At 54.5% G+C, this 23881-nt stretch carries 25 protein-coding genes; 16 read left to right on the forward strand and 9 right to left on the reverse strand.

Features of this window, described 5'->3' with window-relative positions:
• Positions 1-5 precede the first annotated feature (5 nt).
• The 7 genes from IB226_RS16050 (at position 6) to IB226_RS16080 (ending at position 5545) form a co-directional block, all read left to right on the forward strand.
• Positions 6-743, forward strand: a complete 738-nt coding sequence (locus tag IB226_RS16050; RefSeq protein WP_101761870.1) for an amino acid ABC transporter ATP-binding protein — start codon at positions 6-8, stop codon at positions 741-743.
• Between the two features lie 20 nt (positions 744-763).
• A complete protein-coding gene (locus IB226_RS16055; RefSeq protein ID WP_101761871.1) occupies positions 764-1579 on the forward strand; it encodes a transporter substrate-binding domain-containing protein in 816 nt (271 codons plus the stop codon).
• 82 nt (positions 1580-1661) lie between these two features.
• Positions 1662-2348 carry an amino acid ABC transporter permease gene (locus IB226_RS16060; protein WP_154155525.1) on the forward strand — a complete coding sequence of 229 codons (687 nt, stop codon included), beginning with the start codon at positions 1662-1664 and terminating at the stop codon, positions 2346-2348.
• Between the two features lie 15 nt (positions 2349-2363).
• A complete protein-coding gene (locus IB226_RS16065) occupies positions 2364-3056 on the forward strand; it encodes an amino acid ABC transporter permease (protein WP_192236362.1) in 693 nt (230 codons plus the stop codon).
• A gap of 172 nt (positions 3057-3228) precedes the next feature.
• Positions 3229-3774 carry a helix-turn-helix domain-containing protein gene (locus IB226_RS16070; RefSeq protein ID WP_192236364.1) on the forward strand — a complete coding sequence of 182 codons (546 nt, stop codon included), beginning with the start codon at positions 3229-3231 and terminating at the stop codon, positions 3772-3774.
• 42 nt (positions 3775-3816) lie between these two features.
• Positions 3817-5079 carry a beta-ketoacyl-ACP synthase II gene (gene fabF, locus IB226_RS16075; protein ID WP_192236366.1) on the forward strand — a complete coding sequence of 421 codons (1263 nt, stop codon included), beginning with the start codon at positions 3817-3819 and terminating at the stop codon, positions 5077-5079.
• 43 nt (positions 5080-5122) lie between these two features.
• Complete coding sequence (locus IB226_RS16080; RefSeq protein ID WP_101761875.1) at positions 5123-5545, forward strand: MarR family winged helix-turn-helix transcriptional regulator; 423 nt, start codon at positions 5123-5125, stop codon at positions 5543-5545.
• Here the strand turns inward: IB226_RS16080 and IB226_RS16085 are convergent.
• The 4 genes from IB226_RS16085 to IB226_RS16100 form a co-directional block, all read right to left on the reverse strand.
• Positions 5528-5941: an ester cyclase gene (locus IB226_RS16085; RefSeq protein ID WP_192236368.1), complete on the reverse strand. Its 414-nt coding sequence runs from the start codon at positions 5939-5941 to the stop codon at positions 5528-5530. The two genes, IB226_RS16080 and IB226_RS16085, sit on opposite strands and share 18 nt — an antisense overlap.
• 199 nt (positions 5942-6140) lie before the next feature.
• Positions 6141-7205 (reverse strand): mannonate dehydratase, encoded by a 1065-nt coding sequence (gene uxuA, locus IB226_RS16090; protein ID WP_192236370.1) that lies wholly within the window; start codon positions 7203-7205, stop codon positions 6141-6143.
• 118 nt (positions 7206-7323) lie between these two features.
• Positions 7324-8028, reverse strand: coding sequence for a response regulator transcription factor (locus IB226_RS16095; RefSeq protein WP_192236372.1), 705 nt, complete (start codon positions 8026-8028; stop codon positions 7324-7326).
• Positions 8025-11249: a transporter substrate-binding domain-containing protein gene (locus IB226_RS16100; protein ID WP_225608333.1), complete on the reverse strand. Its 3225-nt coding sequence runs from the start codon at positions 11247-11249 to the stop codon at positions 8025-8027. Before IB226_RS16100 ends, IB226_RS16095 begins: the two co-directional genes overlap by 4 nt.
• A gap of 350 nt (positions 11250-11599) precedes the next feature.
• Here IB226_RS16100 and IB226_RS16105 point away from each other — a divergent pair, with 350 nt between their 5' ends.
• Positions 11600-12547: a sensor domain-containing diguanylate cyclase gene (locus IB226_RS16105; protein WP_192236376.1), complete on the forward strand. Its 948-nt coding sequence runs from the start codon at positions 11600-11602 to the stop codon at positions 12545-12547.
• Between the two features lie 123 nt (positions 12548-12670).
• Here IB226_RS16105 and treF read toward each other — a convergent pair whose 3' ends face one another.
• Positions 12671-14329, reverse strand: coding sequence for an alpha,alpha-trehalase TreF (gene treF, locus IB226_RS16110; RefSeq protein WP_192236543.1), 1659 nt, complete (start codon positions 14327-14329; stop codon positions 12671-12673).
• 464 nt (positions 14330-14793) lie between these two features.
• A complete protein-coding gene (locus tag IB226_RS16115; RefSeq protein WP_192236378.1) occupies positions 14794-15648 on the reverse strand; it encodes an SDR family oxidoreductase in 855 nt (284 codons plus the stop codon).
• 97 nt (positions 15649-15745) lie between these two features.
• On the opposite strand from IB226_RS16115, the gene IB226_RS16120 reads away from it, so the two are divergent.
• Complete coding sequence (locus IB226_RS16120) at positions 15746-16108, forward strand: helix-turn-helix domain-containing protein (RefSeq protein ID WP_101761882.1); 363 nt, start codon at positions 15746-15748, stop codon at positions 16106-16108.
• A 33-nt stretch (positions 16109-16141) separates the two neighbouring features.
• Here IB226_RS16120 and yghX read toward each other — a convergent pair whose 3' ends face one another.
• A complete protein-coding gene (gene yghX, locus IB226_RS16125) occupies positions 16142-17032 on the reverse strand; it encodes a YghX family hydrolase (RefSeq protein WP_192236380.1) in 891 nt (296 codons plus the stop codon).
• A gap of 565 nt (positions 17033-17597) precedes the next feature.
• On the opposite strand from yghX, the gene IB226_RS16130 reads away from it, so the two are divergent.
• The 4 genes from IB226_RS16130 to IB226_RS16145 all read left to right on the forward strand — a co-directional run bounded on the left by IB226_RS16130 (position 17598) and on the right by IB226_RS16145 (position 21284).
• Positions 17598-19019, forward strand: a complete 1422-nt coding sequence (locus tag IB226_RS16130; RefSeq protein ID WP_192236382.1) for a cytochrome ubiquinol oxidase subunit I — start codon at positions 17598-17600, stop codon at positions 19017-19019.
• Position 19020: 1 nt separating this feature from the next.
• Positions 19021-20025, forward strand: coding sequence for a cytochrome d ubiquinol oxidase subunit II (gene cydB / locus IB226_RS16135; RefSeq protein WP_064738586.1), 1005 nt, complete (start codon positions 19021-19023; stop codon positions 20023-20025).
• Between the two features lies 1 nt (position 20026).
• On the forward strand, positions 20027-20194 hold the full coding sequence (locus tag IB226_RS16140; RefSeq protein ID WP_101761885.1) for a DUF2474 domain-containing protein: 168 nt from the start codon (positions 20027-20029) through the stop codon (positions 20192-20194).
• 223 nt (positions 20195-20417) lie between these two features.
• Entirely contained in the window at positions 20418-21284 is an 867-nt protein-coding gene (locus IB226_RS16145) for a helix-turn-helix domain-containing protein (RefSeq protein ID WP_192236384.1), read from the forward strand.
• 195 nt (positions 21285-21479) lie between these two features.
• Here IB226_RS16145 and IB226_RS23440 read toward each other — a convergent pair whose 3' ends face one another.
• Positions 21480-21536 (reverse strand): SEC-C metal-binding domain-containing protein, encoded by a 57-nt coding sequence (locus IB226_RS23440; protein WP_137386906.1) that lies wholly within the window; start codon positions 21534-21536, stop codon positions 21480-21482.
• On the opposite strand from IB226_RS23440, the gene IB226_RS16155 reads away from it, so the two are divergent.
• The 3 genes from IB226_RS16155 to IB226_RS16165 all read left to right on the forward strand — a co-directional run bounded on the left by IB226_RS16155 (position 21537) and on the right by IB226_RS16165 (position 23366).
• Positions 21537-21680 (forward strand): hypothetical protein, encoded by a 144-nt coding sequence (locus IB226_RS16155; RefSeq protein ID WP_167391184.1) that lies wholly within the window; start codon positions 21537-21539, stop codon positions 21678-21680.
• Positions 21681-21954: 274 nt separating this feature from the next.
• Positions 21955-22737, forward strand: coding sequence for a siderophore-interacting protein (locus IB226_RS16160; RefSeq protein WP_192236386.1), 783 nt, complete (start codon positions 21955-21957; stop codon positions 22735-22737).
• An 89-nt stretch (positions 22738-22826) separates the two neighbouring features.
• Entirely contained in the window at positions 22827-23366 is a 540-nt protein-coding gene (locus tag IB226_RS16165) for a PadR family transcriptional regulator (RefSeq protein WP_137386436.1), read from the forward strand.
• Between the two features lie 69 nt (positions 23367-23435).
• Here IB226_RS16165 and IB226_RS16170 read toward each other — a convergent pair whose 3' ends face one another.
• Entirely contained in the window at positions 23436-23723 is a 288-nt protein-coding gene (locus tag IB226_RS16170) for a SelT/SelW/SelH family protein (RefSeq protein ID WP_192236388.1), read from the reverse strand.
• Positions 23724-23881 lie beyond the last annotated feature (158 nt).

A 23881-nucleotide genomic window follows, 5' to 3' on the forward strand; every position in this document is an offset into this window, starting at 1 on the left:
GCTGCATGTTAGAACTCAACGATATTACGCTCTCTTACGGCAGCACGCCGATCCTGAAAGGTGTCGATCTGTCGGTGAAACGCGGCGATGTGGTGTCGATCATCGGGCCAAGCGGCACCGGCAAAACCACGCTGCTGCGCTGCATTAACTATCTGGCGAAACCGGCGTCGGGCACCATTCAGCTCGATCAGATCCGCATGGATTATCAGTCACCGGATAAAGCGGCGATCCAGGCGATCCGTCTGCGCACCGCGATGGTGTTCCAGCAGTTCAACGTGTTCAAAAACATGACGGTGCTGGAAAACGTGATGGATCCGCTGATCGTCATTCAACGCAAAAGCAAACAGCAAGCGCGCGATATCGCCGTGCAGGAGCTGGAGCGCGTCGGATTGGGCGCCAAACTCGATCACTATCCGTCGCAGCTTTCCGGCGGTCAGCTGCAGCGTACCGGCATCGCGCGCGCGCTGGCGGTGCGTCCTGATGTGATGTTGTTTGATGAACCCACCTCATCGCTCGATCCGGAGCTGGTGGGCGAGGTGCTGAAAGTGATTAAAGATGTGGCGTCCTCCGGCATTACCTCGCTGCTGGTGACGCACGAAATGCAGTTCGCCAAAAGTATCTCGAACCGCATCGTCTTTATGGATCAGGGCGTGGTGGCCGCGCAGGGCAGCCCGACTGAGATGTTTGATAATCCAACCCTGCCGCGACTTGCTCAGTTCCTCAATTCAGAACGCGTATTCTAATAATTAAAGGAATCAACGACATGCCTGCAATCAAAACCACTTTACGTCGCCTGGCCGCGCCTGGCATCATCGCGCTGGCACTCATCAGCGGTAACAGCTTCGCCGACGCGGTGCGCACCATCAAAATCGCCACTGCGGCGGAGTCTAAACCGCTGTCGTGGGGCGCGATTGGTCACGAGCCGCAGGGCTACGAGCCGGACGTGCTGAAAGCCATCAACGCTAAACTGCCGCAGTACAAATTTGTGATGGAAGGTGCGGCGGATATCGCCCAGGAAACGGGCCTCGCCACCGGCAAATATGACATGGCGACCGGCGGTTATTACAAAGCGCCAACGCGCAGCAAACAGTTCCTGATCCCGGATGCGCCGATCGGTGCCAGCCTGATGAAAATCTACAGCCGCAGCGATAGCACCATCAACAGCATGAAAGATCTGGTCGGCAAGAAGATTGTGCCGGTTACCGCCGGCGGCGGCGTGTACAAATTCGTGACGCAGTGGCAGCAGGACAACCCGAACGACAAAGTTGAGATCAAAGCTTCGAGCGCTGGCGTGCCTTATCCGGATCGTCTGAAAGAGGTGCAGCGTGGCAAATATGATGCGCTGATCCTGCCTTCGAACCTCGGCGAGCAAACGGTGATCGACAACCAGAAACTGGCGATCAAAGCCAGCGAGCCGGTTGCCATCAACAACACTTACGTGCTGATTCACCGTTCTGCCGAGAACCAGGCGCTGAACGATGACATCAACAAAACTCTGCAACAGCTGAAAGCGGACGGCACGCTGGATAAGCTGGCGCAGAAGTGGTTCGGTGAAGACGTCACGAAGTACATGAAGTAAGGATTCACTAAAGCTGCGCCCGGTGCTGAGCCGGGCGTTGCTTCATTGTTAGCAGGAGTGTTTCACCGTGAATCTGACTTCGATGATTCCCGAGCTGCTCTCGGCGCTGCCGTTGACGCTTGGCATAATGTTTGTCGCGATGATCGTCGGGTTCTTCCTGGCGCTGATCGCCACCGTATTCCGCGTGCGCCGCATCCCGGTTATCAGCCAGTTTGTGGATTTGTACGTCTCATACGCGCGCAGCGTGCCGGTGGTGCTGCAGCTGTTTGTCGCGTTTTATGGCTTGCCGCTGGTGGCCGAGCAGTTTGGCTTCAGCGATTTTGTCACCGCCAACATCGCGGCGATGATTGGCCTGAGCCTGTATCACGGCGGTTATCTGTCGGAAGTGATGCGCCCGGCGTTTCTCGCCGTGGAGAGCGGCCAGCATGACGCCGCCGACAGCATGGGCTACAGCTTCCGCCAGAAAATGCTGCGTATTGTCGGTCCGCAAGCGGTGCACTATGCGCTGCCGGGTTACGGCAATGCGATTATCTATCTGATTCATAACGTGGCGCTGGTGATGTACATCGGTGCGGCGGATGTGATGGCGACTGCGCATCTGATCATGGAACGCGACTACAACCAATATCAGTTCGGCACTTATCTGGTGCTGGCGGTGCTCTATTCGCTGCTGTGCGGCGTGGCCTGGTTGATTATCCGTTTCTTCGAACAACGTCACGCGAAGTACAGCTCGAAAACCGCTGCACGCGTCAAATTCACCAGCGTCTGATAAGGGAGAGAAACCATGTTTGATCTTGAGGTTTTACTGCCGGACTTCTGGAGCATTCTCGATGCGGTGCCAGTGACGCTGCTGATGGCGGTGACGGTGTTTATCTGCTCAACGCTGCTCGGCGGGCTGTTTGCCTTTATTGAGCATCGCCGCATTCCGGTGCTGCGCCAGTTGGTGATCGCTTACAAAATTGCCTTCAAAGGCGTGCCGATGGTGGTGGTGATTTTCCTCGCCTATTACGGTTTGCCGCCGGCGCTGGACTTCGCCGCCACGCTGTTTGGCGTGAAAGTGAATGCGCACTCGCTGCCGAACTGGGTGATCATCATCGTCGCCCTGAGCGCCTGCGTCGCGGCGTTTCAGGCGGAAGTGTGGAAGGGCGCGCTCAACTCGTTTGATAGCGGACAATCGGATGCGGCGCTGTCGCTCGGTTACAGCGGCGGCCAGCTGTTCCGCCGCGTGATGTTCCCGCAGATTATCGTGGCGGCGATTCCCGATCTGGCGAACGCCTTTATGGTGATCATGAAAGCGCTGTCGCTGGCGTTTGCCATCGAAGTGGTGGATATCTTCGCCCAGGCGCAACTGACCGCGGCGCTGAATTTCTACTACCTCGAAGCCTTCCTGGTGGCGGTGGTGTTTTACATGGTGATTGCGTATGTGGTGACCAAGATCGCCGATAAGATTGAGGCGAGATTGCGGGTACGGACCTGACCAAATTCGCGCGGTAAATCGCGCCGCTACGATCAAGTGCGCCCAACCGTAGCGGCGCACTTTGTTGTGCAAAGAAGCCATCGCCAAATCACTTTCATTCTGCAAGTTACTTGCAAAATGAAAGTCACTCTGCAACAGTATCCGCCATCAAACCGATGTGGGATAGCCTACCTTGAAAAACCAACCGCTCTACAACATGCCTTGTCCCATCGCGCGCAGCCTTGGGCGCATTGGCGATGGCTGGAGCATACTGATCATGCGCGATGCGCTGGCCGGTTTTACGCGCTTCGATGAGTTCCAGAAAAGCAGCGGTATAGCGCCCAACATATTGTCGCGGCGCCTGAAAGAGCTGGTGGACGATGGCTTGCTGGAGAAGGTGTGTTACAGCACCAGCCCGGCGCGCTTCGAATATCACCTGACGGCCGTCGGTCGCGATTTTCGCGGCGTGATTCTGGCGCTCACCGAGTGGGGCAGCACGCATTTCTCGCCGGAAGGTCGCCAGATGCAGCTGGTGGAAAGCGCTACGCAGCGTCCGGTGAAGATGCAGCTGGTCGATAGCGAAAACGGCCAGCCGCTGACGCTGGATAACTATCAGATGGTGCCCGGTCCGGCAGCGGAGCCGATGATGCACTATCGCCATGATTATCTGCAGAAAAAACGCGCTGGAGATAACACCCAGAAATTTGCGCCGCCGCCGCTGCACCAGCCGCAGTCATAACGCTAACGCGCAAGTAAGCATCCGCAGATTAAGGAATGAAAAATGAAACGAATTGTCATTACCGGCATGGGGCTGGTATCGCCGCTGGGCTGCGGCACGGAAGCGGTTTGGCAGTCGCTGCTGGCGGGAAAATCGGGCATCAGCGCCTTGCCGCCAGAGATGGTGCAGGACATCGCCTGCAAAGTGGCGGGACAGGTGCCGACGCTGGAGCAGGATCCCCAGCACGGTTTTAATCCCGACGGCATTATCGCCGCCAAAGATCGCAAGAAAATGGATCGCTTTATCGAGTTCGCGCTGGTGGCGGCGCATGAAGCGCTGACGCAGGCCAGCTGGTTCCCGCAGGACAGTGCGCAACAGCAGCGCACCGCCACGGTGATCGCCACCGGCATCGGCGGCTTTAACGAAATCGCCAACGCGGTTGAAACCACCGCCGAGCGTGGGCCGCGTCGCTTGTCGCCGTTTACCATTCCTTCGTTTCTCGCCAATCTGGCTGCCGGACACGTTTCGATTGCACACGGTTTTCGTGGGCCGATTGGCGCTCCGGTGACGGCGTGCGCGGCGGGTGCCCAGGCGATTGGAGATGCGGCGCGCTTGATTCGCAGCGGCGAAGCGGATATTGCGCTGTGCGGCGGCACCGAAGCGGCGATCCATCGCGTGAGCCTGGCCGGATTTGCCGCAGCGAAAGCGATGTCGGGCAGCTTTAACGATCGTCCAGAGCAGGCTTCGCGTCCGTTTGATCGCGACCGCGACGGTTTTGTGATGGGCGAGGGCGCGGGATTGCTGGTGATTGAATCGCTGGAACATGCGCAGGCGCGCGGCGCGACACCGCTGGCGGAGCTGGTGGGTTACGGCACCAGCGCAGATGCTTACCATCTCACTGCCGGTCCGGAAAATGGTGAAGGGGCACGCCGGGCAATGGAAACCGCGCTGGCGCAGGCGGGCATAACGGCGAGCGAGGTGCAGCATATCAATGCACATGCTACGTCGACGCCGGTCGGCGACAAGGGCGAACTGGCAGCAATTAGCTCGCTGTTCGCTGGCAGCGAGGTAGCGATCACCTCCACTAAATCGGCCACCGGACATCTGCTCGGTGCGGCGGGCGGTGTGGAAGCGATCTTCTCGATTCTGGCGCTGCGCGATCAGGTTGCTCCGCCGACGCTCAATCTGCAGCATCCGGATGAAGCGGCTGTTGGGCTGAATCTGGTGGCACTCAAGCCACAGCCGACGGCAATGACCTATGCGCTTTCCAACGGTTTTGGCTTTGGCGGCGTGAATGCCAGTTTGTTGTTTAAAGCCTGGCAATAGGTTTCCTATAATGGACCGACGATAGCGCGCAGGAATCGCCCCTTTGAGCACTGAAAATGAAACCCAGCAGCTGGCGGAAGAGCTCCGTAAGATGGTCAGTCATTTGGTACGTAACGTCCGCGTCAGCACCGCGACCGTGCGCACCTCGCAATATGAAACCTTAGATCTGCTCGACAGCCATGACGCGCTTTCTATCGCCGATCTCGCGCGGCTGCGCGGCGTGAAGCATCAAAGCATGCGATTAGTGATTAACGAACTCGAGGCGCAAGATTTGGTGCTGCGACAAAAAAGCGCGCAGGACGCGCGGGCGCAGGTGATTGTGCTGAGCGATCAGGCGCGCGCTGCGTTGGCGGCCGCACGTCAACAGCGTGCCGACTGGCTTGCGGCGCGCATCAATGAAACACTCGACCAGCAGGATCGCGACGATCTGCAAAAAGGGCTGGCTGCGTTACGCAAACTGCTTTAACTGCGTCATCACCGCCGCCAGCGTGTTCATGCCCCAATGCTCCGCGTATTTTCCCTCTTCAATTCGCACCATATCGATCACCGCGATCGTTACAGGTAAACCGGTGGGCGCGATGCCCATCAGCGATCCGCTGTGAACGCCGGTTATTGTTTTGCGCGTGGTGACCCAATCGCGCTCGGCGATTTGATCTTCAATGTGCACCTCAAGATGGGAGAAAGCGGGGCGCAGGATCTGATCGAAGGTGTGCCAAAGACTTTCGCGATCGCTGGGCGCGCCGGCTGGCGCTGAGCGGTTAATGAAGTTTTCGCCGACGAGTTGATCGAAAGCCTGGCGATCGCCTTCGGCAATCACCTGCTGATTGAATCGACGCACAACGGCTTTGTTATGTTCTGACATGGTGATTCCCCGCTGAATATGTACAGTTTGACTGTATATATTTAACGGCAAGTGGGGAAGGCGAGTTTGTCAGGTTGTGCGGTGAAGGCTGCTGCGCGTTGATGCCCTCACCCCGGCCCTCTCCCACGGGGAGAGGGAGCAAAAAGTTCCTCTCCCGCTTGCGGGAGAGGGTTAGGGTGAGGGACAAAGCGCACCCAACTCAGCGCTTACTCAGCGCTTCCCACAATCCCAGCAGATAGGTGGTGCCTAGCGCGCGGTCGTACAAACCGTAGCCCGGACGGCCGGTTTCGCCCCAGATAAAGCGGCCGTGATCCGAACGGATGTAGCCATCGAAGCCGTTGTCATGCATTGATTGCAGCACTTTATACATATCCAGCGAACCGTATTCGGTTGGGTGCGCGCACTCGTAGAAATCTTTATCCTGGATAATCTTGATGTTACGCACATGGGCGAACGGAATACGTTTGCGGCGCGAGAACTCCGCCAGAATGGCGTACACATCATTACTCGGATCTTCGGCAATCGATCCGGTACACAGCGTGATGCCGTTAGCCTCGGAATCGACCACGTTACAGATCCAGTCGAGATCGTCGCGGTTCTTCACCACGCGCGGCAGGCCGAAGATCGAATACGGTGGATCGTCCGGGTGGATCGCCATCTTCACGCCCACTTCTTCACATACCGGGATCACCGCTTTCAGAAAGTAAGCGAGGTTTTCACGCAGCTTAGCGTCATCAACATCTTTGTATTGGGCAAACAGATCCTGCACTTTTGCCAGACGCTCCGGTTCCCAGCCCGGCAGGGCGAAACCATTGGCGTTGCCCAGCACTTCCTGCACCACTTCGTCGAGGCTCTTATCAATGCCTTTCTTCTCGAACGCCATGGTGAGCGAGCCGTCTGGCAGCACGTAGTTCATGTCGGTCTTCATCCAGTCGAACACCGGCATGAAGTTGTAGCAAATCACTTTCACACCCGCTTCGGCCAGGTTACGGATGCTCTGCTGATAATTTTCGATGTAACGATCGCGGCTTGGCAGACCGATTTTGATGTCGTCGTGAATGTTGACGCTTTCGATCACTTCCACGGTCAGCCCGGCGGCATGCACCTGCTTAACCAGCGCGTTAATTTTCTCTTTCGGCCAGGTTTCACCTACCGCCACGTCATACAGCGCGCCCACGACGCCGCGCACGCCCGGCACCTGACGAATATATTCCAGCGAAACTTTATCTTCTTTCGGACCAAACCAACGCATTGTCAGTTGCATAATGTCATCCACCGTTATCGTGTCTGTGATAACTGATAAACTACCATTCTAGTAAACATCATGACAGCGCAGCGCGGCCAATAAGCCTTGATCCGCGTCACAGAACACAATTTATGCATCAGTGCTGCAGCACAATTTCACCGAAATGCTCTTTGTATTTAAATAATTCCAAATCAGATCGCAGACCCAATTTACGCAGTGCAGTCTGTTTTTGCCCGCTGATGGTTTTACGGCTGCGCGCATATTTTCCAGCGATTTGCGTAATGCTTAATCCATCCAGATAGCAACGTATCACCTCAATCTCACGTGGGCTGAGATTGCGCAGCAGCAGCGTGATATCTTCGCCAGTTTGACGCGGCAATAAATAGTCATGCATTTCCCGATCGCTTTCCTGAAACTTATCCATCTCCAGCAGCATATCAGCGGTGAGAAAACGCTTGTTACGGCATACCTGATGCAGGGCGGTAATCAGCACTTCCTGATCTTCACTTTTACCCACAAAGCCATGCACACCCGCTTTTAACAGCAGTTGCACTATTGCCGGTTTTTCTACTGCCGAGGAGATCAGGATTTTCAAATCGGGATAACGCGCGCGCAGCTGTTTCACCATCTGCAGGCCGTCGAGTTCGTCTTCGCCAAGCATGTAGTCCAGCACCAGCACGTCCACTGAATGACGCTGCAAAAATGCCATCAGCTGCTGGCGTTGCGAAAAGGCGCCAGCCAGCTCCAGCAGCGCTTCCTGCGCCAGACGATACTGAATTGCTTTGCCGATCAGGGGATGATCGTCTAATACGGCAACCTGCCAGATTGCATCTTGTTTCATGGTTTCACCTCATTATCAGGATTATTTTTTAGTGCGTGGAGGAAGATCGCTTCCAGTTCGGCCACTGCTGTAGCGACTGCGGGAATCAGCTGCTGCAGGAACGCACTCTCTCGTTGTTCGGCTGCCTGCTCGGCGGCAAGGCAACTCTGTTGTAAGCTTTCAGCGCGCAGTAATTTGGCGCTGCCAAGTAATTGATGTGCAGCGTGGTGTGCGCTTGGGAAGTCCTCCGCCATGGCAGCTTGCTCCAGTTGTGCAAGATCGCGCGCATTTTGCTGCTGAGCGGTGGTGACCAGATCGCGCCAGGCTTGCGGATCATTGGCTGCGAGGTTTTCCAGGGTAAGCAGGGTTTCATTGCGCACACTGCTGGCAGCGCTGCCAGTGACCACTCGCAGCAGCTGGGTGCGCTCCAGCGGTTTAAACAGGCAACCATCCATGCCAGCCTGCGTCGCGAGTTGTGCAACGCGCTCTTCTGCCATCGCCGTCAGGCCATAAATCGGGACTGCGCGGCGATTCATTAGCTTCTCCTCAATACGTAACTGGCGGGTAAATTCAAAGCCATCCATGCCTGGCATATTGCAATCGGTGATCACACGATCAACGTCATGTTCGCGCCACAGTGCCAGCGCCGTTTCACCGTCTTCTGCCACCAACACATGATGCCCGGCGTAACGCAACTGTTGTGCCAGCAGCAGGCGATTGGTGGCGTTGTCATCCACAACCAGCATTCTTAAGGATGCGTGCACAACGTCATCAACTGGCTCAGCTTCTGCTTCAGTCAGCGTGGCGGGCTGGGCGATGAAGCGCAGCATAAACACGCTGCCCTCATCGGGCTCGCTCTCTACATGCAGCTCGGTTCCCAGCATCACCGCCAGACGGCGACAGATATTGAGACCCAGTCCGGTGCCACTGACGCGATTAGTGCCCTGATCCACCTGAACAAAGGGCTCGAAAATCGCCTTTTGCTGTTCTGGTGTGAGACCAACCCCACTGTCGCAGACTTCCAGTACGTATTCGGGTTTAGTGATATCTGCCTGGTAAAGCGCCACTTCAACTTCACCCCGCGCGGTAAACTTAATGGCATTGCTGACCAGGTTCGCCAGGATCTGCTTCAACGCCACGGGATCAAACAGCACGCTGTCCTGATCGATATCCAGCATGACATTGAGCGCCAGCCCTTTATTTAGCGCCACCTGACGGAATAGCGCTTCAGTGTCGTAAACCACATCGCTCAGTGACATCGGCATGTGGCGAATGCTGAAATGACCGGATTCGATTTTCGCCAGGTCGAGAATATCGCCGACCAGCGAGAGCAGTGAACGAGAAGATTCCCACGCCAAATCGATATTCTTTTGCCGCTGCGCTTCGTCGCTCTGACCTAAATGTTCAATCTCCAACAGGCCAATCAGTGCCGCCAACGGCGTGCGGATTTCATGGCTCATATGTGAAAGGAAAGTACTTTTCGCCTCGCTGGAGCGCAGTGCCGCACGCTTCGCTTTACGCACGTCCTCTAACAAGGTTTCGATCGTGTGCAGTTGGTTGCTGATTTCGCGCTCGTGCTGGCGCTGCCTCGCCAGCGACGATTTCAGCAGATGGTTGCGCCACAGGAAAAACAGCAGGCAAATGCCGGCCACCGCAGCAATACGCAGCACGTAACTGCGATAGCTCTGCCAGGACGTGCTGGTGGCGGGCGGCGTGTACTTGATCCAGCGCTCCATCAGTGACTGCATGGTTGGCTGCGGAATATCTGACAGCGCTTTATTCAGGATTGAATTCAGATGCTCATCCGCCAAATTGGTGGCCATCGCCATGCGAAACATCGGCAACGGTGCGACAAACGCCACTTTGAAGCGATCGTTGAAGTGGTTATTCAGCAAATATTGCGCCGATTCGTAGGGCACGATAAAGCCGTCAACCTCTTTGTCCTGCAGCTGCCCGAGGGAGTCGAGCGAAACCGCATTTTCACTAAAATCGATGGTTGGCCAGCGGCGACGCAGATCAAAGCGATAATAAGAACGCTCGTAGATGCCGATGCGTTTCCCTGTCATCTCATCTAAACTGTGCCAGTTACTGTCGCTGCGGGTCATCACCACCCAAGGCGAATAGACATAAGATCGCGTGTATTGAATCTGCGGGCTCTGCTTTGACGCGCCGTCACTCACCACAATCAGGGAATCGCGTTGATTAACCAGCGCATCGCGCATATTGCTCAAGCCCCGCATTGGGTTGTAATGAAAACGAATACCGGTGCGTTGCGAGATGAGATTTAACAAATCAACGCTGAGTCCGGCGACACGCTGTTTGCTGTCGAGAAAGGTGAAAGGCAGATGTGTAGGGTCGTAATTCACCGTGATGTCGCGGTGCTCCGCCAGCCATTTTGCTTCGGCTTCGCTAAGGTCCAAAGGATGATTCTTCACCACCGACCGGTAATCAAGCCCCCAGGCTTCGGCAATTTGTACGGCATTACGTAGCGGGATATTTTTAAGAATTTCATTAATGGCGTCGATCAGCTCAGCATTGTCCGCGCGGGCGGCAAAGCGTGCATCCACATCGTTCATGTAAGGCGTGCTATGGCCTTCAATGATGTTCTGCAAGCCGCGCTGCGACAAATAGCGCTGCGTGGCGGAGTTACTCCAGAACACCATGTCCTCATTAAAAGCGGTATCGGTATAGGCCCAGAGCGGCGGTGAGGCGGGCGCTAATGTGGCTTCGGGATAGCGTTTATGCAGCAGCGCTTTCAGTTCGTCGTCACCGTAGTACATCAGGCGATAGCGGCTGTCATTCAGCTGACGATCAAATTTTGCCTGGCGGCGGCTAATCAACACGCTTTGCGCCAGCGAATAGGGAATACTCAGCGCCAGTTTGGTTTCATGATTAGCAGCCTGCGGGTAGTAAGGAATTAAATCGACTTGCTTGTTATTGAGCGCGTTAACCAGATCGAGACGGGTGTTATAGCGCTTAACTTCGACCGGGCGATTCAGCGTTTTCGCGATGATGGCCAGATAATCGGCGGACAGTCCTTCAAAGGTGTCCTCTTCGAATTCAACCGAATAGGGCGGTAACGTATGGCTCCATACGCCGACGCGCAGCACCGGATGACGTTTTAGCCACTGCTGTCCCTCTGCATTCAGCGTCACTTCAGGGGAAACCAGACCGTAACGCGGCGTGAATTTTAAGGTGGTGGCGCTCCAGGCCGACAGGCAAAAGCCCAACAAAAAAATCATGCTAAAAATGCGTTTGCCCACGAATTGATTCTCAGTTTTCTTTGCTGCTTTAGGCACTGCCGTGCGGCGGTGCGGCCCTCTGGCTGCGCTTTAATGCGCCAGTAACCCTTCACAGCGGCACGAAGCTCAACGGTTATTAAATGCTTTTTAAGAAATTTCTTACGTATGTAGGCGGGGCTTACTACAGGCTGGTACTTCAGTAAGTTAAGTCAGCTGTTTTGACAGGAAACTTTCGACGTAACTCCTGAAGTTTCTCCAATTTGCCGCTGCTAATCGGCTTTTCATTTGTTTTATTTACAGAAACTTCCCGGCAGGCAAAATAGCGCTTATTTCCTCTCCTTCAGCCAACCATGTCAGAAGAAGCGCTGCGTCAGCAGATTCAGAACCTGAAAAAGCATAATGCGCGGTTAAAGCGTATAGCGCATGACGCGCGTAATAAGCTGAGTGCAGCGCTGGATGGAACCGGTTTATGTTTGTGGCAGCTGGATATTCCCAGCGGCAAGCTGGTGATTTTTAATCGTCGCTGGGGTGCGATGCTGGGTTTTCAGCCGAAAGAGACCAAAGCGCAGTTCGATGTGTGGCGCGAACGCCTGCATCCGGATGACGCCGACGAAGTGCTCAAAGCTTTTTACGATCACATTGAAGGGCGCGCGCCTTATTACGAAGCGCTGCACCGCATGCTGGGCAAAAACGACAACATTAAATGGGTGCTGGATCGCGGACGCGTTACAGAATGGGACGCAGCGGGCAATCCGCTCAAAGTCACCGGCACGCATATCGATATGACCAAAGAGAAGCAGTACGAAGCGCAGCTCTCATCGCTGGCGCATCACGATCCGCTAACCGGACTGACTAATCGCCATGCGCTAAATACGCAGTTCAGCAGGATGAAAGCGCTGGGCCCACTGTGCGTGGCGTTTATCGATCTTGATAACTTCAAACACGTCAACGATACCTTGGGACATCGCAGTGGTGATGAGGTGTTGATTCAACTGAGCCAGCGCATCATCGACGTGGTGCCGCCAAACGTGGTGATTGGCCGACTCGGCGGCGACGAGTTTGTGCTGCTGATGCCGTTCCTGATCGACTATCCGAAAGTGCGCATTATGATGCAGGCGGTGCTGGATGCCGCGCTGACGCCGTTTGATATTGATAATGGACATGCGCAGATTGGTGCGTCAATTGGCATTGCGCAGGTGCAGGAACGCGACAGCTTCGATGAAGCGCTGACGCGGGCCGATGAGGCGATGTATCAGATTAAGAAGAATGGTAAGCAGGGTTTTGGGTTGGCGGGGTAGCTTTTACCCTCGCCCTAACCCTCTCCCGCAGGCGGGAGAGGGGACTGATCGAGCTTACATATGGCAGCGTTTCCCTCTCCCTGTGGGAGAGGGTCAGGGTGAGGGCATCAAGTCGCACCAATCTCAATCCGCCAGCAAATGCCCATACATAGTCATCAATCTGCGGGTGACGCCATTAGTCCAGCCGAAGCCGTCCTGCAGCGGATATTCGCCGCCGCCACCCGGACGGGCGCGATCGCCGCTGATGTCATACTTCTCCACCAGCTTATGATGCAGTGAATAGAAATTATTTACCGTATTCAGCCAGTTAACGGCAATTTCTGTCGCCAGCGTCTCTTCACCGTAGTGATTCAAACCGACCACCGCCATCCACTGCAACGGCGCCCAGGCATTGGGTTTATCCCATTGTTCGCCGCTCTCCACCATTGAGGTTAACAAGCCGCCTTGCGTCAGTAACAGATGACGCAGCGCAACGGCCTGCAGGTGCGCCTGCTCGGGCGAGGCGAGGCCGAGGAACAGCGGCACCACCGCAGCAGCGGTGAAGGCGCCAAAGCGTTCGCGACGCCAGTCGTAATCGCGGTACACCCCGGCGGTGTTATCCCATAGATAGCGATGAATCGCCTGCTTACGCGCATCGGCTTTTTTTTGCCACGCCAGCGCCGTGAGCTCTTCACCTTTAGCGTGCGACAGCGTCGAAATCATCAGCTCCAGCTTGTAGAGGAACGCGTTGAGATCGATCGGAATAAATTGCGTGGTGCGGATACTCGCCAGACGCTGCGGATCGCGCAGCCAGCGTGAAGAGTAATCCCAACCCGATGCGGCACCGGCACGCAGATCGCGATAAACCTCGTTGGCCGGACGACCTGATTTCTTCGCGGTTTCAATATCTTCCAGCCACGACTCATCGCGCGGCGTGTCGCGATCGTCCCAGTAACGGTTGAGTAGCGAACCATCTGGCATGCGCACCACGTGGCGATAGGCCTGATGCGGCATCAGCTCACCCGCGCCGTCCATCCAGAACTGGTACTCTTTCATCAGCTGATCGAGATAGCGTTTCGCACCGCGAATGCCATCCTCTTCAAAAAGTTCCACCATCAGCGCAAACACCGGCGGCTGCGAACGGCTGAGGTAGTAAGTACGGTTGCCATTCGGCACGTGACCGTAGTTATCAATCAGCCAGGCGAAGTTATCCGCCATATGACGCAGCAGATCGTCACGGCCTGCATCGGCGAGACCGAGCATGCTGAAGTAGGAGTCCCAGTAATAGGTTTCTCCAAATCGGCCGCCGGGCACCACGTAAGGTTTCGGCAACGGCAGCAGCGATGAGTGCGCTAAATGTTGCTGTGGCATTTTGGTTAACACCGGCCACAGATCGTCAATATGTTCGGTTAAGGTTTTATCTGGATTGGAAACATAAAAGCTCTCATTCACCTGAGGTGAATAAAAATGTTCGTGCACGAATGCTTCCAGATCAAAACCCGCTGCGCGTTTACGGCGACGAAAACGGATTAAAATATCCAGCGGATCGAATTTTGGTGCGCAGTCCGGAAACGTTTTACTGTCAGCAAATATGTGCGATGTCTGTACCTGCTCAAACAGTTCCATGTAGCGATCGGCAGGCGTCAGCGCATCCGGCGCGGGCAAACCTTCAATCAGCTCGGGTTCCGGCTCCGAATCCTGCATACCTTCGCGAACGAACTCGTGAGGATTATATTGATACTCCAGTTCAGCATCAGCGCGTCGATCCTCGAAAGCGTTATATTGCTGTTGGTTAGTATTAATAGCAGCCTCCTGGTAAATTCTTGAATGCGTAAAGAACAAATTATAGAGCTCTGAACGGGCGAAACAACAATGCGATTTATCTATGAACGTAATAAATCATGTCGATGGATCCGGTGTTTTTATGAATTTTCAGTGATTACAACGGACTATATTTCAGGAAATGAAAGCGGCTTTTAGGATGGATGTTTAAATAGCTGCACAGAAATATCTGTATTTAAGAAAATCGCTAAAATTTGCGCAAAAAAGCGTGGAATGGCTTGATCAATTTATGGCAAACGCAGCGGAAATAGAGCTGTATTTCCCTCACCCTAACCCTCTCCCGCAGGCGGGAGAGGGAACCGATCGAGTTAACATGTGGCAGCGTCTCACTCTCCCACCGGGAGAGGGAACCGATCGAGCTAACATGTGGCAGCGTCGCCCTCTCCCGGTGGGAGAGGGCCGGGGTGAGGGCATCAGGCCGCACTTTACTTCTGCAACGCCGCCTTTATCACGTCCGCATACGGTGTGGTGGGGCGGCCAATCAGTTTGCTTAGCGTATGGCTATCGTCAAACAAACCGCCTTTTTCGGCACCGGCATCTGAATCTGCCAGCATCTCTGACAAGCCCTCTGGCAAACCGGCACCTTTCAGCGCGGCGGCAAATTCGGCTTGTGGCAGATTGATGTAATCCACTTGCTCGCCAGACTGTTTAGCAATCTCGGCGCTGAACTGCGCCAGCGTGTAGCTGTCGTCGCCAGCCAGTTCATACACCTTGCCCGCCTGATCGTCACGGCTGATCACTTCGGCCGCTGCCGCCGCATAGTCAGCGCGCGCCGCGGAAGCGATGCGACCTTCGCCGACCGCACCAATAAAGGCATGATGCGCCAGCGCGGGCGCAATACTCGCCGCGTAGTTTTCGGTGTACCAGCCGTTACGCAGCAGCGCGAAAGGAATGCCCGAGGCTTTCAGCTGGGCTTCAGTCGCACGATGCTCAACGCCTAAACCCAACGGCGAGGTATCGGCATGCAGTAAGCTGGTGTAGGCGATAAAGCCAACGCCAGCGGCTTTTGCCGCATCGATCACCGCCTTGTGCTGCACTTCACGCTGGCCGACTTCACTGGAAGAGATCAGCAGCAGTTTATCGACACCGACAAAGGCGCTTTGCAGCGTTTCCGGTTGGCTGTAATCCGCCGCTCGCAGCGTTACGCCCAGCGCCTGCAGATCGGCCGCTTTCTCGGGCGAACGCACCGCCGCAATGATTTCGCTAGCCGGCACTTTTTTTAATAACGCATTAATCACCAGACGGCCCAGTTGGCCTGTGGCACCTGTAATCGCAATCATGTTGTTCTCCTGTTGAACTGGTATGAAAACAGCCTAAGCGATAAACTAACTTTTAGTAAGTACTTACAGATTGGTTAGTTTGGAGAAGCTGAGTTAAATGTCTGAAAAGTTGAGTGAAAAATTTACGCGCGGTGAGTTGCTTAACGTGAATTGCCCGTCACGCGACGTGTTGAAGCGCATTACCAGCCGCTGGAGCGTACTGATTTTGCTGGCGCTGCGCGAAGAAACCCTGCGTTTTAGCGAGCTGCGCCGCAAGATTGGCGGCGTCAGCGAACGTATGCTGGCGCAGACGCTGCGCTATATGGAAGAGGATGGTTTTGTTGAACGCATTGCCTATGACGTGGTGCCACCGCACGTTGAGTATCGTTTGACGTCGTTAGGCCGCGAAGTAGAAGGGCAGGTGACCGGACTGGCGGATTGGCTGGAGAGCAATGTGCATCGGATTTTGAAGGCGCATTGAGAAGGGCCGCCATTTATGGCGACCGCCGCACCCTCAAGCGCGTAAATACTTCTCAAACCAACCCAGCGTGCGGCTCCACGCTAATTCGGCGGCGGCTTTGTCATAACGCGGCGTCGAATCATTGTGGAATCCATGATTCACACCGGGATATACATAGCCTTCATAGATTTTGTGATTGGCTTTCAACGCCTCTTCATAGGCTGGCCAACCTTCGTTGATGCCTTTATCCAGCGCGGCGTAGTGCAGCAACAGCGGCGCTTTGATGCGCGGCACATCTTCCGCTTTAGGCTGACGGCCGTAGAACGGTACCGCGCAGGCCAAATCAGGGAACGCGACGGCCGCCGCATTGGCTACGCCGCCGCCGTAGCAGAAGCCGGTGATACCCACTTTGCCGGTGCCCTCTTCGTGATGCATCAGGAAATCAATCGCGGCGAAGAAGTCATTCATCAACTTAGCGGGATCGACTTTGGCCTGCATCACTTTGCCTTCGTCATCGTTGCCCGGATAACCGCCCAGCGAGCTCAAACCATCTGGCGCCAGCGCAATATAACCGGCTTTCGCTACCCGTCGCGCCACATCTTCGATATAGGGATTGAGGCCACGATTCTCGTGCACCACCACCACCGCAGGCACTTTACCGGATGCATTGGCCGGACGCACCAGATAGCCGCGCACCTCGCCGTGACCTTGCGGTGACGGATAGTGAATGTACTCCGGTTTAATCGCCGGATCGGTAAATTCCACCTGCTGCGCCAGCGCATAGTTGGGGCTCATGGCGCTGAGCAGCGTGGCGCCCGTCATGCTGGCGATGGTGAATTTCGCCGCCATCGAGATAAATTCGCGTTTGCTGATTTTGCCGTGGGCGTAGTAATCGTAAAGCTCGAGCAGTTCCTGAGGGAAATCCTGTGCAGTGAGACGGGCCATAACCTCTCCTTAGCTGTTTAACTGGTTGATTACTGCTCTAAAAAAGCACAGCTTGTCGCCGCTGGCAAATACCATGCCGCAGCAGGTTAATGTCACTGCGTTTACATCACCTGTTTAATAAACAGCATAAATATATCTTTTTGTTCTAAAAATATTAGCTTTTAATTAACAATTCTGATCATCCTGCGCTGTCCGGAAATATTTACATGCTCAACGTATTTACCGTAAATAACGCCATTTTTCTTCGCACTAAAAAATAAATAAATGAAGTGCTTACCTGATAAGCACAGCGGGAATAGGCGGGAAACAATAACAATATTGTCACAATGAATGAGGGTGATTAACCTTAACGTCGTGATTTTTAAAGTATTAGTTTCTGCTGAAAACAATGATCGAAATCAAAAAACACTGTTATAGTTTTACCGACTTCCCCTGTATCTTTTCGCTCGCACCACTTCCTTTTACATTGGCGCGACATTTCTTTAAGCACAGCGAAATTACCGCTGCGCTCTGCTTGTTAATTATAAGTAAAAATTCGGTGTAATTTGTGGCAATGAGGTAAGCAATGTTTGGATTAGACGCCTTTCATCTGGCCAGGATTCAGTTCGCATTTACTGTTTCCTTCCATATTATCTTTCCAGCCATCACCATCGGTCTCGCCAGTTTCCTGGCGGTGCTTGAAGGGATGTGGCTGAAAACCCGTAACGAGACCTATCGCGATCTCTACCATTTCTGGTCGAAAGCGTTTGCCGTTAACTTCGGCATGGGCGTGGTATCCGGATTGGTGATGGCGTACCAGTTTGGTACTAACTGGAGTGGTTTCTCACAGTTTGCTGGCAGTATCACCGGTCCGCTGCTCACCTATGAAGTGTTAACCGCTTTCTTCCTTGAAGCGGGCTTCCTTGGCGTGATGCTGTTTGGCTGGAACCGCGTCGGTCCAGGCTTGCACTTCTTTGCAACCTGCATGGTCGCGCTCGGCACCATCTTCTCCACCTTCTGGATTCTGGCGTCGAACAGCTGGATGCATACGCCGCAGGGCTACATCATCCAGAACGGCATCGTGGTGCCGGAAGATTGGCTGAAAATCATCTTCAACCCATCGTTCCCTTATCGCTTGTTCCACATGTCGGTCGGTGCCTTCCTGGCCAGCGCCTTCTTTGTTGGCGCGTCGGGCGCATGGCATTTGCTGCGCGGTAACGACAATCCAGCGATTCGTAAAATGTTCTCGATGGCGCTGTGGATGGCGCTGATCGTTGCGCCGATTCAGGCGATGATCGGTGATGCGCATGGCCTGAACACCCTTGAGCATCAGCCAGCGAAAATCGCGGCAATTGAAGGACACTGGGAAAACAAGCCGGGTGAAGCCTCGCCGCTGATTCTGTTCGGTGTGCCGGATATGGAGCAGGAGCGCACCAAATACGCGCTGGAAATTCCGTACCTCGGCAGCCTGATTCTGACGCACAGCCTGGAGAAGCAGATTCCTGCGCTGAAGAGCTTCCCGAAAGAGGACCGTCCGAACTCCACCATCATCTTCTGGTCATTCCGCGTAATGGTGGCGCTGGGCCTGCTGATGATTACACTCGGCGTGGTTTCTTTGTGGCTGCGTTTCAAAGGCCGTTTGTATCACTCGCGTCCGTTCTTGTGGTTCACGCTGCTGATGGGACCATCCGGTTTGATCGCTATTCTGGCCGGTTGGTTTACTACCGAGATTGGGCGTCAGCCTTGGGTGGTATATGGCGTGCAGCGCACCATTGATGCGGTCTCGGCGCATGGCGATGTCCACATGAGCATCAGCCTGCTGGCGTTCATTCTGGTCTACTCGTCCGTGTTTGGTGTCGGTTACCTCTACATGATGCGTTTGATCAAAGAGGGTCCGGTGACCGGCGAAGGTAAAGAGGTTGATCACGGTGGTCCGGGTCAGCATCACACGCCAGCGCGTCCGTTGTCGGCGGCCAAAACCCATAGCGAAAAGAGTGGGGAGCACTAAGATGATCGACTTTTCAATTATCTGGTTTGCCATCATCGTCTTTGGCACCTTGATGTACATCGTGATGGATGGCTTCGATCTCGGCATTGGCTTGCTGCTGCCGTTCAACAAAGATCCTATCGAACGCGACATGATGGTTAACACCGTTGCCCCGGTTTGGGATGGCAACGAAACCTGGCTGGTGCTGGGCGGCGCGGCGCTGTATGGCGCGTTCCCGCTGGCCTACTCTGTGTTGCTGGATGCGCTGTCGATTCCTTTGACGGCGATGCTGATTGGCCTGATCTTCCGTGGCGTCGCGTTTGAGTTCCGCTTTAAAGCCACGCTAGAACACCGTGCGTTCTGGGATAAGTCATTCATCGCCGGTTCACTGCTGGCCACCTTCAGTCAGGGCGTGGCCGTGGGCGCGATCCTGAATGGTTTCCCGGTGGTGGGCCGTGAATATGCGGGTTCAGCGATGAGCTGGTTAGCGCCGTTCCCGCTGTTCTGCGGCGTCGGTCTGGTCATCGCCTATGCACTGCTGGGTTGTACCTGGCTGATCATGAAAACCGAACACGATCTGCACCGTAAGATGTCTGCGCTGGCGACGCCGCTGACGCTGACGTTGCTGCTGGTGGTGGGCATTATCAGTATCTGGACGCCGCTGACGCACGCGGATATCGCGCAGCGCTGGTTCTCGCGTCCGAACCTGTTCTGGTTCCTGCCGGTTCCGGTACTGGTGGTGCTGTGTTCGTGGGGGATTGTGCGCGCCATCAAACGTGAAGCGCATTACTCGCCGTTCATCCTGACATTGGCGCTGATTTTCCTTGGCTTCTCGGGCCTCGGTATCAGCATCTGGCCGAACATCATTCCACCGTCAATCACCATCTGGCAGGCGGCGTCTCCGGCGAGCAGCCAGGCGTTTATGCTGGTGGGCGGCCTGCTGATTATTCCGGTAATTCTGGGTTACACCTTCTGGAGTTACTACGTGTTCCGCGGAAAAATCAAAGCCGACGAAGGATACCATTGATATGAAAACCGAGGTCAGCAACATGAAAACTCACTCTGAAACGAAGATTCCGTGGTGGAAGCAGGTGATGTGGCTGGTAGTCATTTACGGCGCAAGCGTGCTGGCACTCGGTGTGGTGGCATCACTGTTTCGTATGATGATGACGGCAGCGGGCATGCGTTCGCACTGAGCCCGCGCACCGCTTCAAGCAGTTGATATCACCGCAAGGTCGTCATTCGTGACGACCTTTTTTCTTTTCGTGCGCGATAAAAACGTTAGTAACCTAAGCAATTAATGCTTTTCCCGTTGCGCTACCTTTACTCTTCCTTACGTTGGTAATACGTTTTTGTTATATTTATGTGACGAATAACGCAAATTCATGACGTTAACCACCTCATTCGACTATCAAAATCATGCTCAGCCTGAATGTAAAAAAACAGTACATCAACGATCTGGTGGACTGGATAGAAGCGAACCTGACCGACGAGCTCAACATCGATCTGATTACCCTGAAATCCGGTTACTCCAAATGGCACATGCAGCGCATGTTCAAAGAGATGACCGGACAAACGCTGGCGTCCTACACGCGCAAACGTCGTCTGACCATGGCGGCGATGGCGCTGCGTCTGACCAGCATGCCGCTGATCGATATTGCGGTGCGCTTTGGTTTTGATAATCAGCAGAATTTTACCCGTGTGTTTAAAAGTCACTTCTCGATGACGCCGGGTGCTTATCGTCGCATTCCGGAAATGCTGATGAAGGATTTCCACAGCCGCATCTCCACGCAGCGTGAGTGGGTCAATGCGCGTCTGGCGCAGAAGCCGGAGATTCAGCTGTGTGGCGAAGTGATTGAGTGGGAATGCCGTTTCGGGGAATACATCGATCATCAAAATCATGTGGTGGCGCAGCATACGCGCGATTTCATCGCTTTTGCCGGTCAGCATGTGAACCGCGGCTGGCTGGGCTTTCATTTCAGTCCGGGCGTGCATTCTGCCGACCAGCAACACATCAGCCTGTTCCAGGCGCTGGAGAGTCAATACGCCGATGTGCTGCCGCGTAACGTGCAGAACTGGACCGGCGAGAGGGGTTTGTGTGCGGAGATTGACTGGCACGGCGCGCCGGAAGAGATCAACGCGTTCACCGCGGAGATTTACTACAACCACTTGCCAGCGCTGGGCGTGGCACGCCGTGCGGGTAAAGATTTGCTTAAGCTGGATTTGAAATACAGCACGACCGATCTGCTACAAGGCACCTTCTATATTCCGGTGACGGATAAGTAATGCATAATTCGTGCGGTAAACCGTGACAAACCGCACGATTTTATAAACTCACTGGTGTAATGAGCGTAAAATTCTTCATTGAAACCTGATTGGCCGCGTAAATCACCAGCCGCCACACATCAGGCTGGATAATCACCTGCATTTCTGGTCCATTCCGGGCCGCTATAGTGAACAGACAAAAAAATTATGCGACTTCTACCGTTGTTCCTCATGACAGCGCTTGTAGCGTTTTCTTCGCTGGCAAGTGCACAAATGGCTGAGCCTTTTTCACCGCCGGGCGGACTGCATCCGCATCAACCGCATTGTGCGCAGCATGAAATTCTGGGCGACAATGTGCTGCCGAAACATAGCCAGGATGATGGCAGTTTCGTGACCTGCGGCAATCGCCAGGCGTAATCCGCTTTTAAAATCCGTGACCGCTGCAATCTAAGCGGGGTCTCGGCAGTCAAACGCATTTATGTATTGCGTAATAAATTGCGCCGCTCCACTTCCTGCTTGTCATTTGCACCTTATCCCTCACTGCTCTTCATCGTAGCGGCGCGATTTATCGCGCTGTTTTGACATGCCAATCTTCCAATAGCATTTTTCGGCATTGCGTCGAAGATATATCATAACTATCCTCTCCCCATCAGATGAGAATGACTTTCACTATCTTTTAGGGAGACACTACTTGCAAACTCACCCTTCCAAACGCGCGCCACGTCGTGTGCGCAATGAACTGCGTTTCCGCCACATCAGCGTGGTCAGCAAAACGCTAGTTGCCGGTGAATTCTGGCGCATTGTTTTCAACGGCAGCGATCTGGCCGGCTTCAACTCGCCATCGTTTGACGATCACATCAAAGTGTTCTTCCCGGAACATGCCGGTGCAGAGCTGGCGCTGCCGCAGATCACCGATGAAGGCATCGTTTGGCCGAATGGCGTGCGTCCTGCCGCGCGTGATTACACGCCGCTGGAATTTAACGGCGTCGATTCTCTGACCATCGATTTCTACATCCACGATGGCGGCGTTGCCAGCAGCTGGGCAAACCAAGCCAAAGTGGGCGATCGAATCGCGATGGGCGGCCCGCGCGGTTCGTTGGTGATCCCGGCGGATTACGCCTGCCAGATTTACGTCTGTGATGAGACCGGTCTGCCCGCCTTTAAACGTCGTTACAGCGAAATTCAGGCGCAGGAAATTCATCTGCTGGCCTATGCCGATGAAGCCACCGGCCGTGATTATCTCGGTGATCTGCCGAATGTGCAGGTGAGTTGGTTGGGCAGCGGCACCATGCAGGCCGATAACCTGGCACCGATTAAGGCGCAGCTGGATAGGATTGCGCTGCCTGCCACTGAATACTTCATCTGGCTGACGGGCGAGGGCGAAGCGGTGAAACTGCTGAGCGATTACTTCACCCAGGGACGCGGTGCACATACCGATTTCGTGCGCGCCGTAGCTTATTGGCATCAAAAATAACGCCAACGCCGCGCGCGCTGCCGCCTGTGTTGAATTTTGCCAGGTGGCAGACTACTATCAACCTCCCTTAATTAGCGCTCAGGAAGGCAATGAAACAGCAGCGGGATTTTCCATGGCAGTCCGATCACGCACAGCGCACCGTCTGTGCAGGCGCACGCAAGAAGCGTCGGGAGCGGATGCTGGATGCCAGCGATATCCGCTTGTTAATGCTGCACTTTCTCGCCATCAGCTCTGCGCACGGGTATGAGCTGATTAAATCGGTTGAAGAGCTCTCCAAAGGGGAATATTCACCCAGCCCCGGCATTATCTATCCCAACCTTACGTTGCTCGAAGAGATGGATGCGATTCGCGTGGTCGATGCCCAGGCATCGCGTAAAGCCTATGCGCTGAATGAAGGCGGCGAGGCGCTGCTGGCGGAGAATCGTGACAACGTGAATGCGATTATCGAGCGCTTAACCTCGCTGGCGATTCTGGTGAATAACCGCAGCATTCCGCAGGTTGAACAGGCGATTCATCTGATCAAACACACCTTGAATCATCGTCTGGCGCAGGAAGAGATTTCGGATGAGGCGCTGGAGATCGTGATCAGCGCGCTGCAGGAAGCGGCGGAAAAGATCGCTAAAAGTTAGCAGGTCGCCATGAATGACGACCTTAGGTGCGTGTACATCCGTTTATTCCGATAACGCACGAACCCCAAATCAACTCTTCTTCTTATCCACATGCCCCAACGCGCGATCCGGCCAGCAGACGTCGCGCACGCGCTGCTTCAGCGCTGCCGCATCCGGGAATCCGCCTTCCTGCTTACGCTCCCAAATCACCTGACCATCAATGGTAATCTCAAACACGCCGCCGGTTCCCGGCTGTAGCGTTACCGCGCTTAAATCCTCGGCAAAGGTATGCAGCAACTCCTGCGCCATCCAGGCGGAACGCAGCATCCAGTTACATTGTGTGCAGTAATGAATGGTAATCGCTGGTTTCTGTGACATAACGTGTCTCATTTAGATAATGAAGTTAACAAAATGTGCGGTCCAAGATACATCTTAGCTTACTGCTAGTTGATAATGATTACCACTTGCATTACATTCCTTTCGAAATCATTTATTACAAAAAATAAGTCCATAATTTTTACGGTCTTTTAACCAAG

Origin of the sequence: Pantoea sp. PNT03 (assembly GCF_014852515.1) — a bacterium.
GTDB lineage: Bacteria > Pseudomonadota > Gammaproteobacteria > Enterobacterales > Enterobacteriaceae > Pantoea > Pantoea leporis.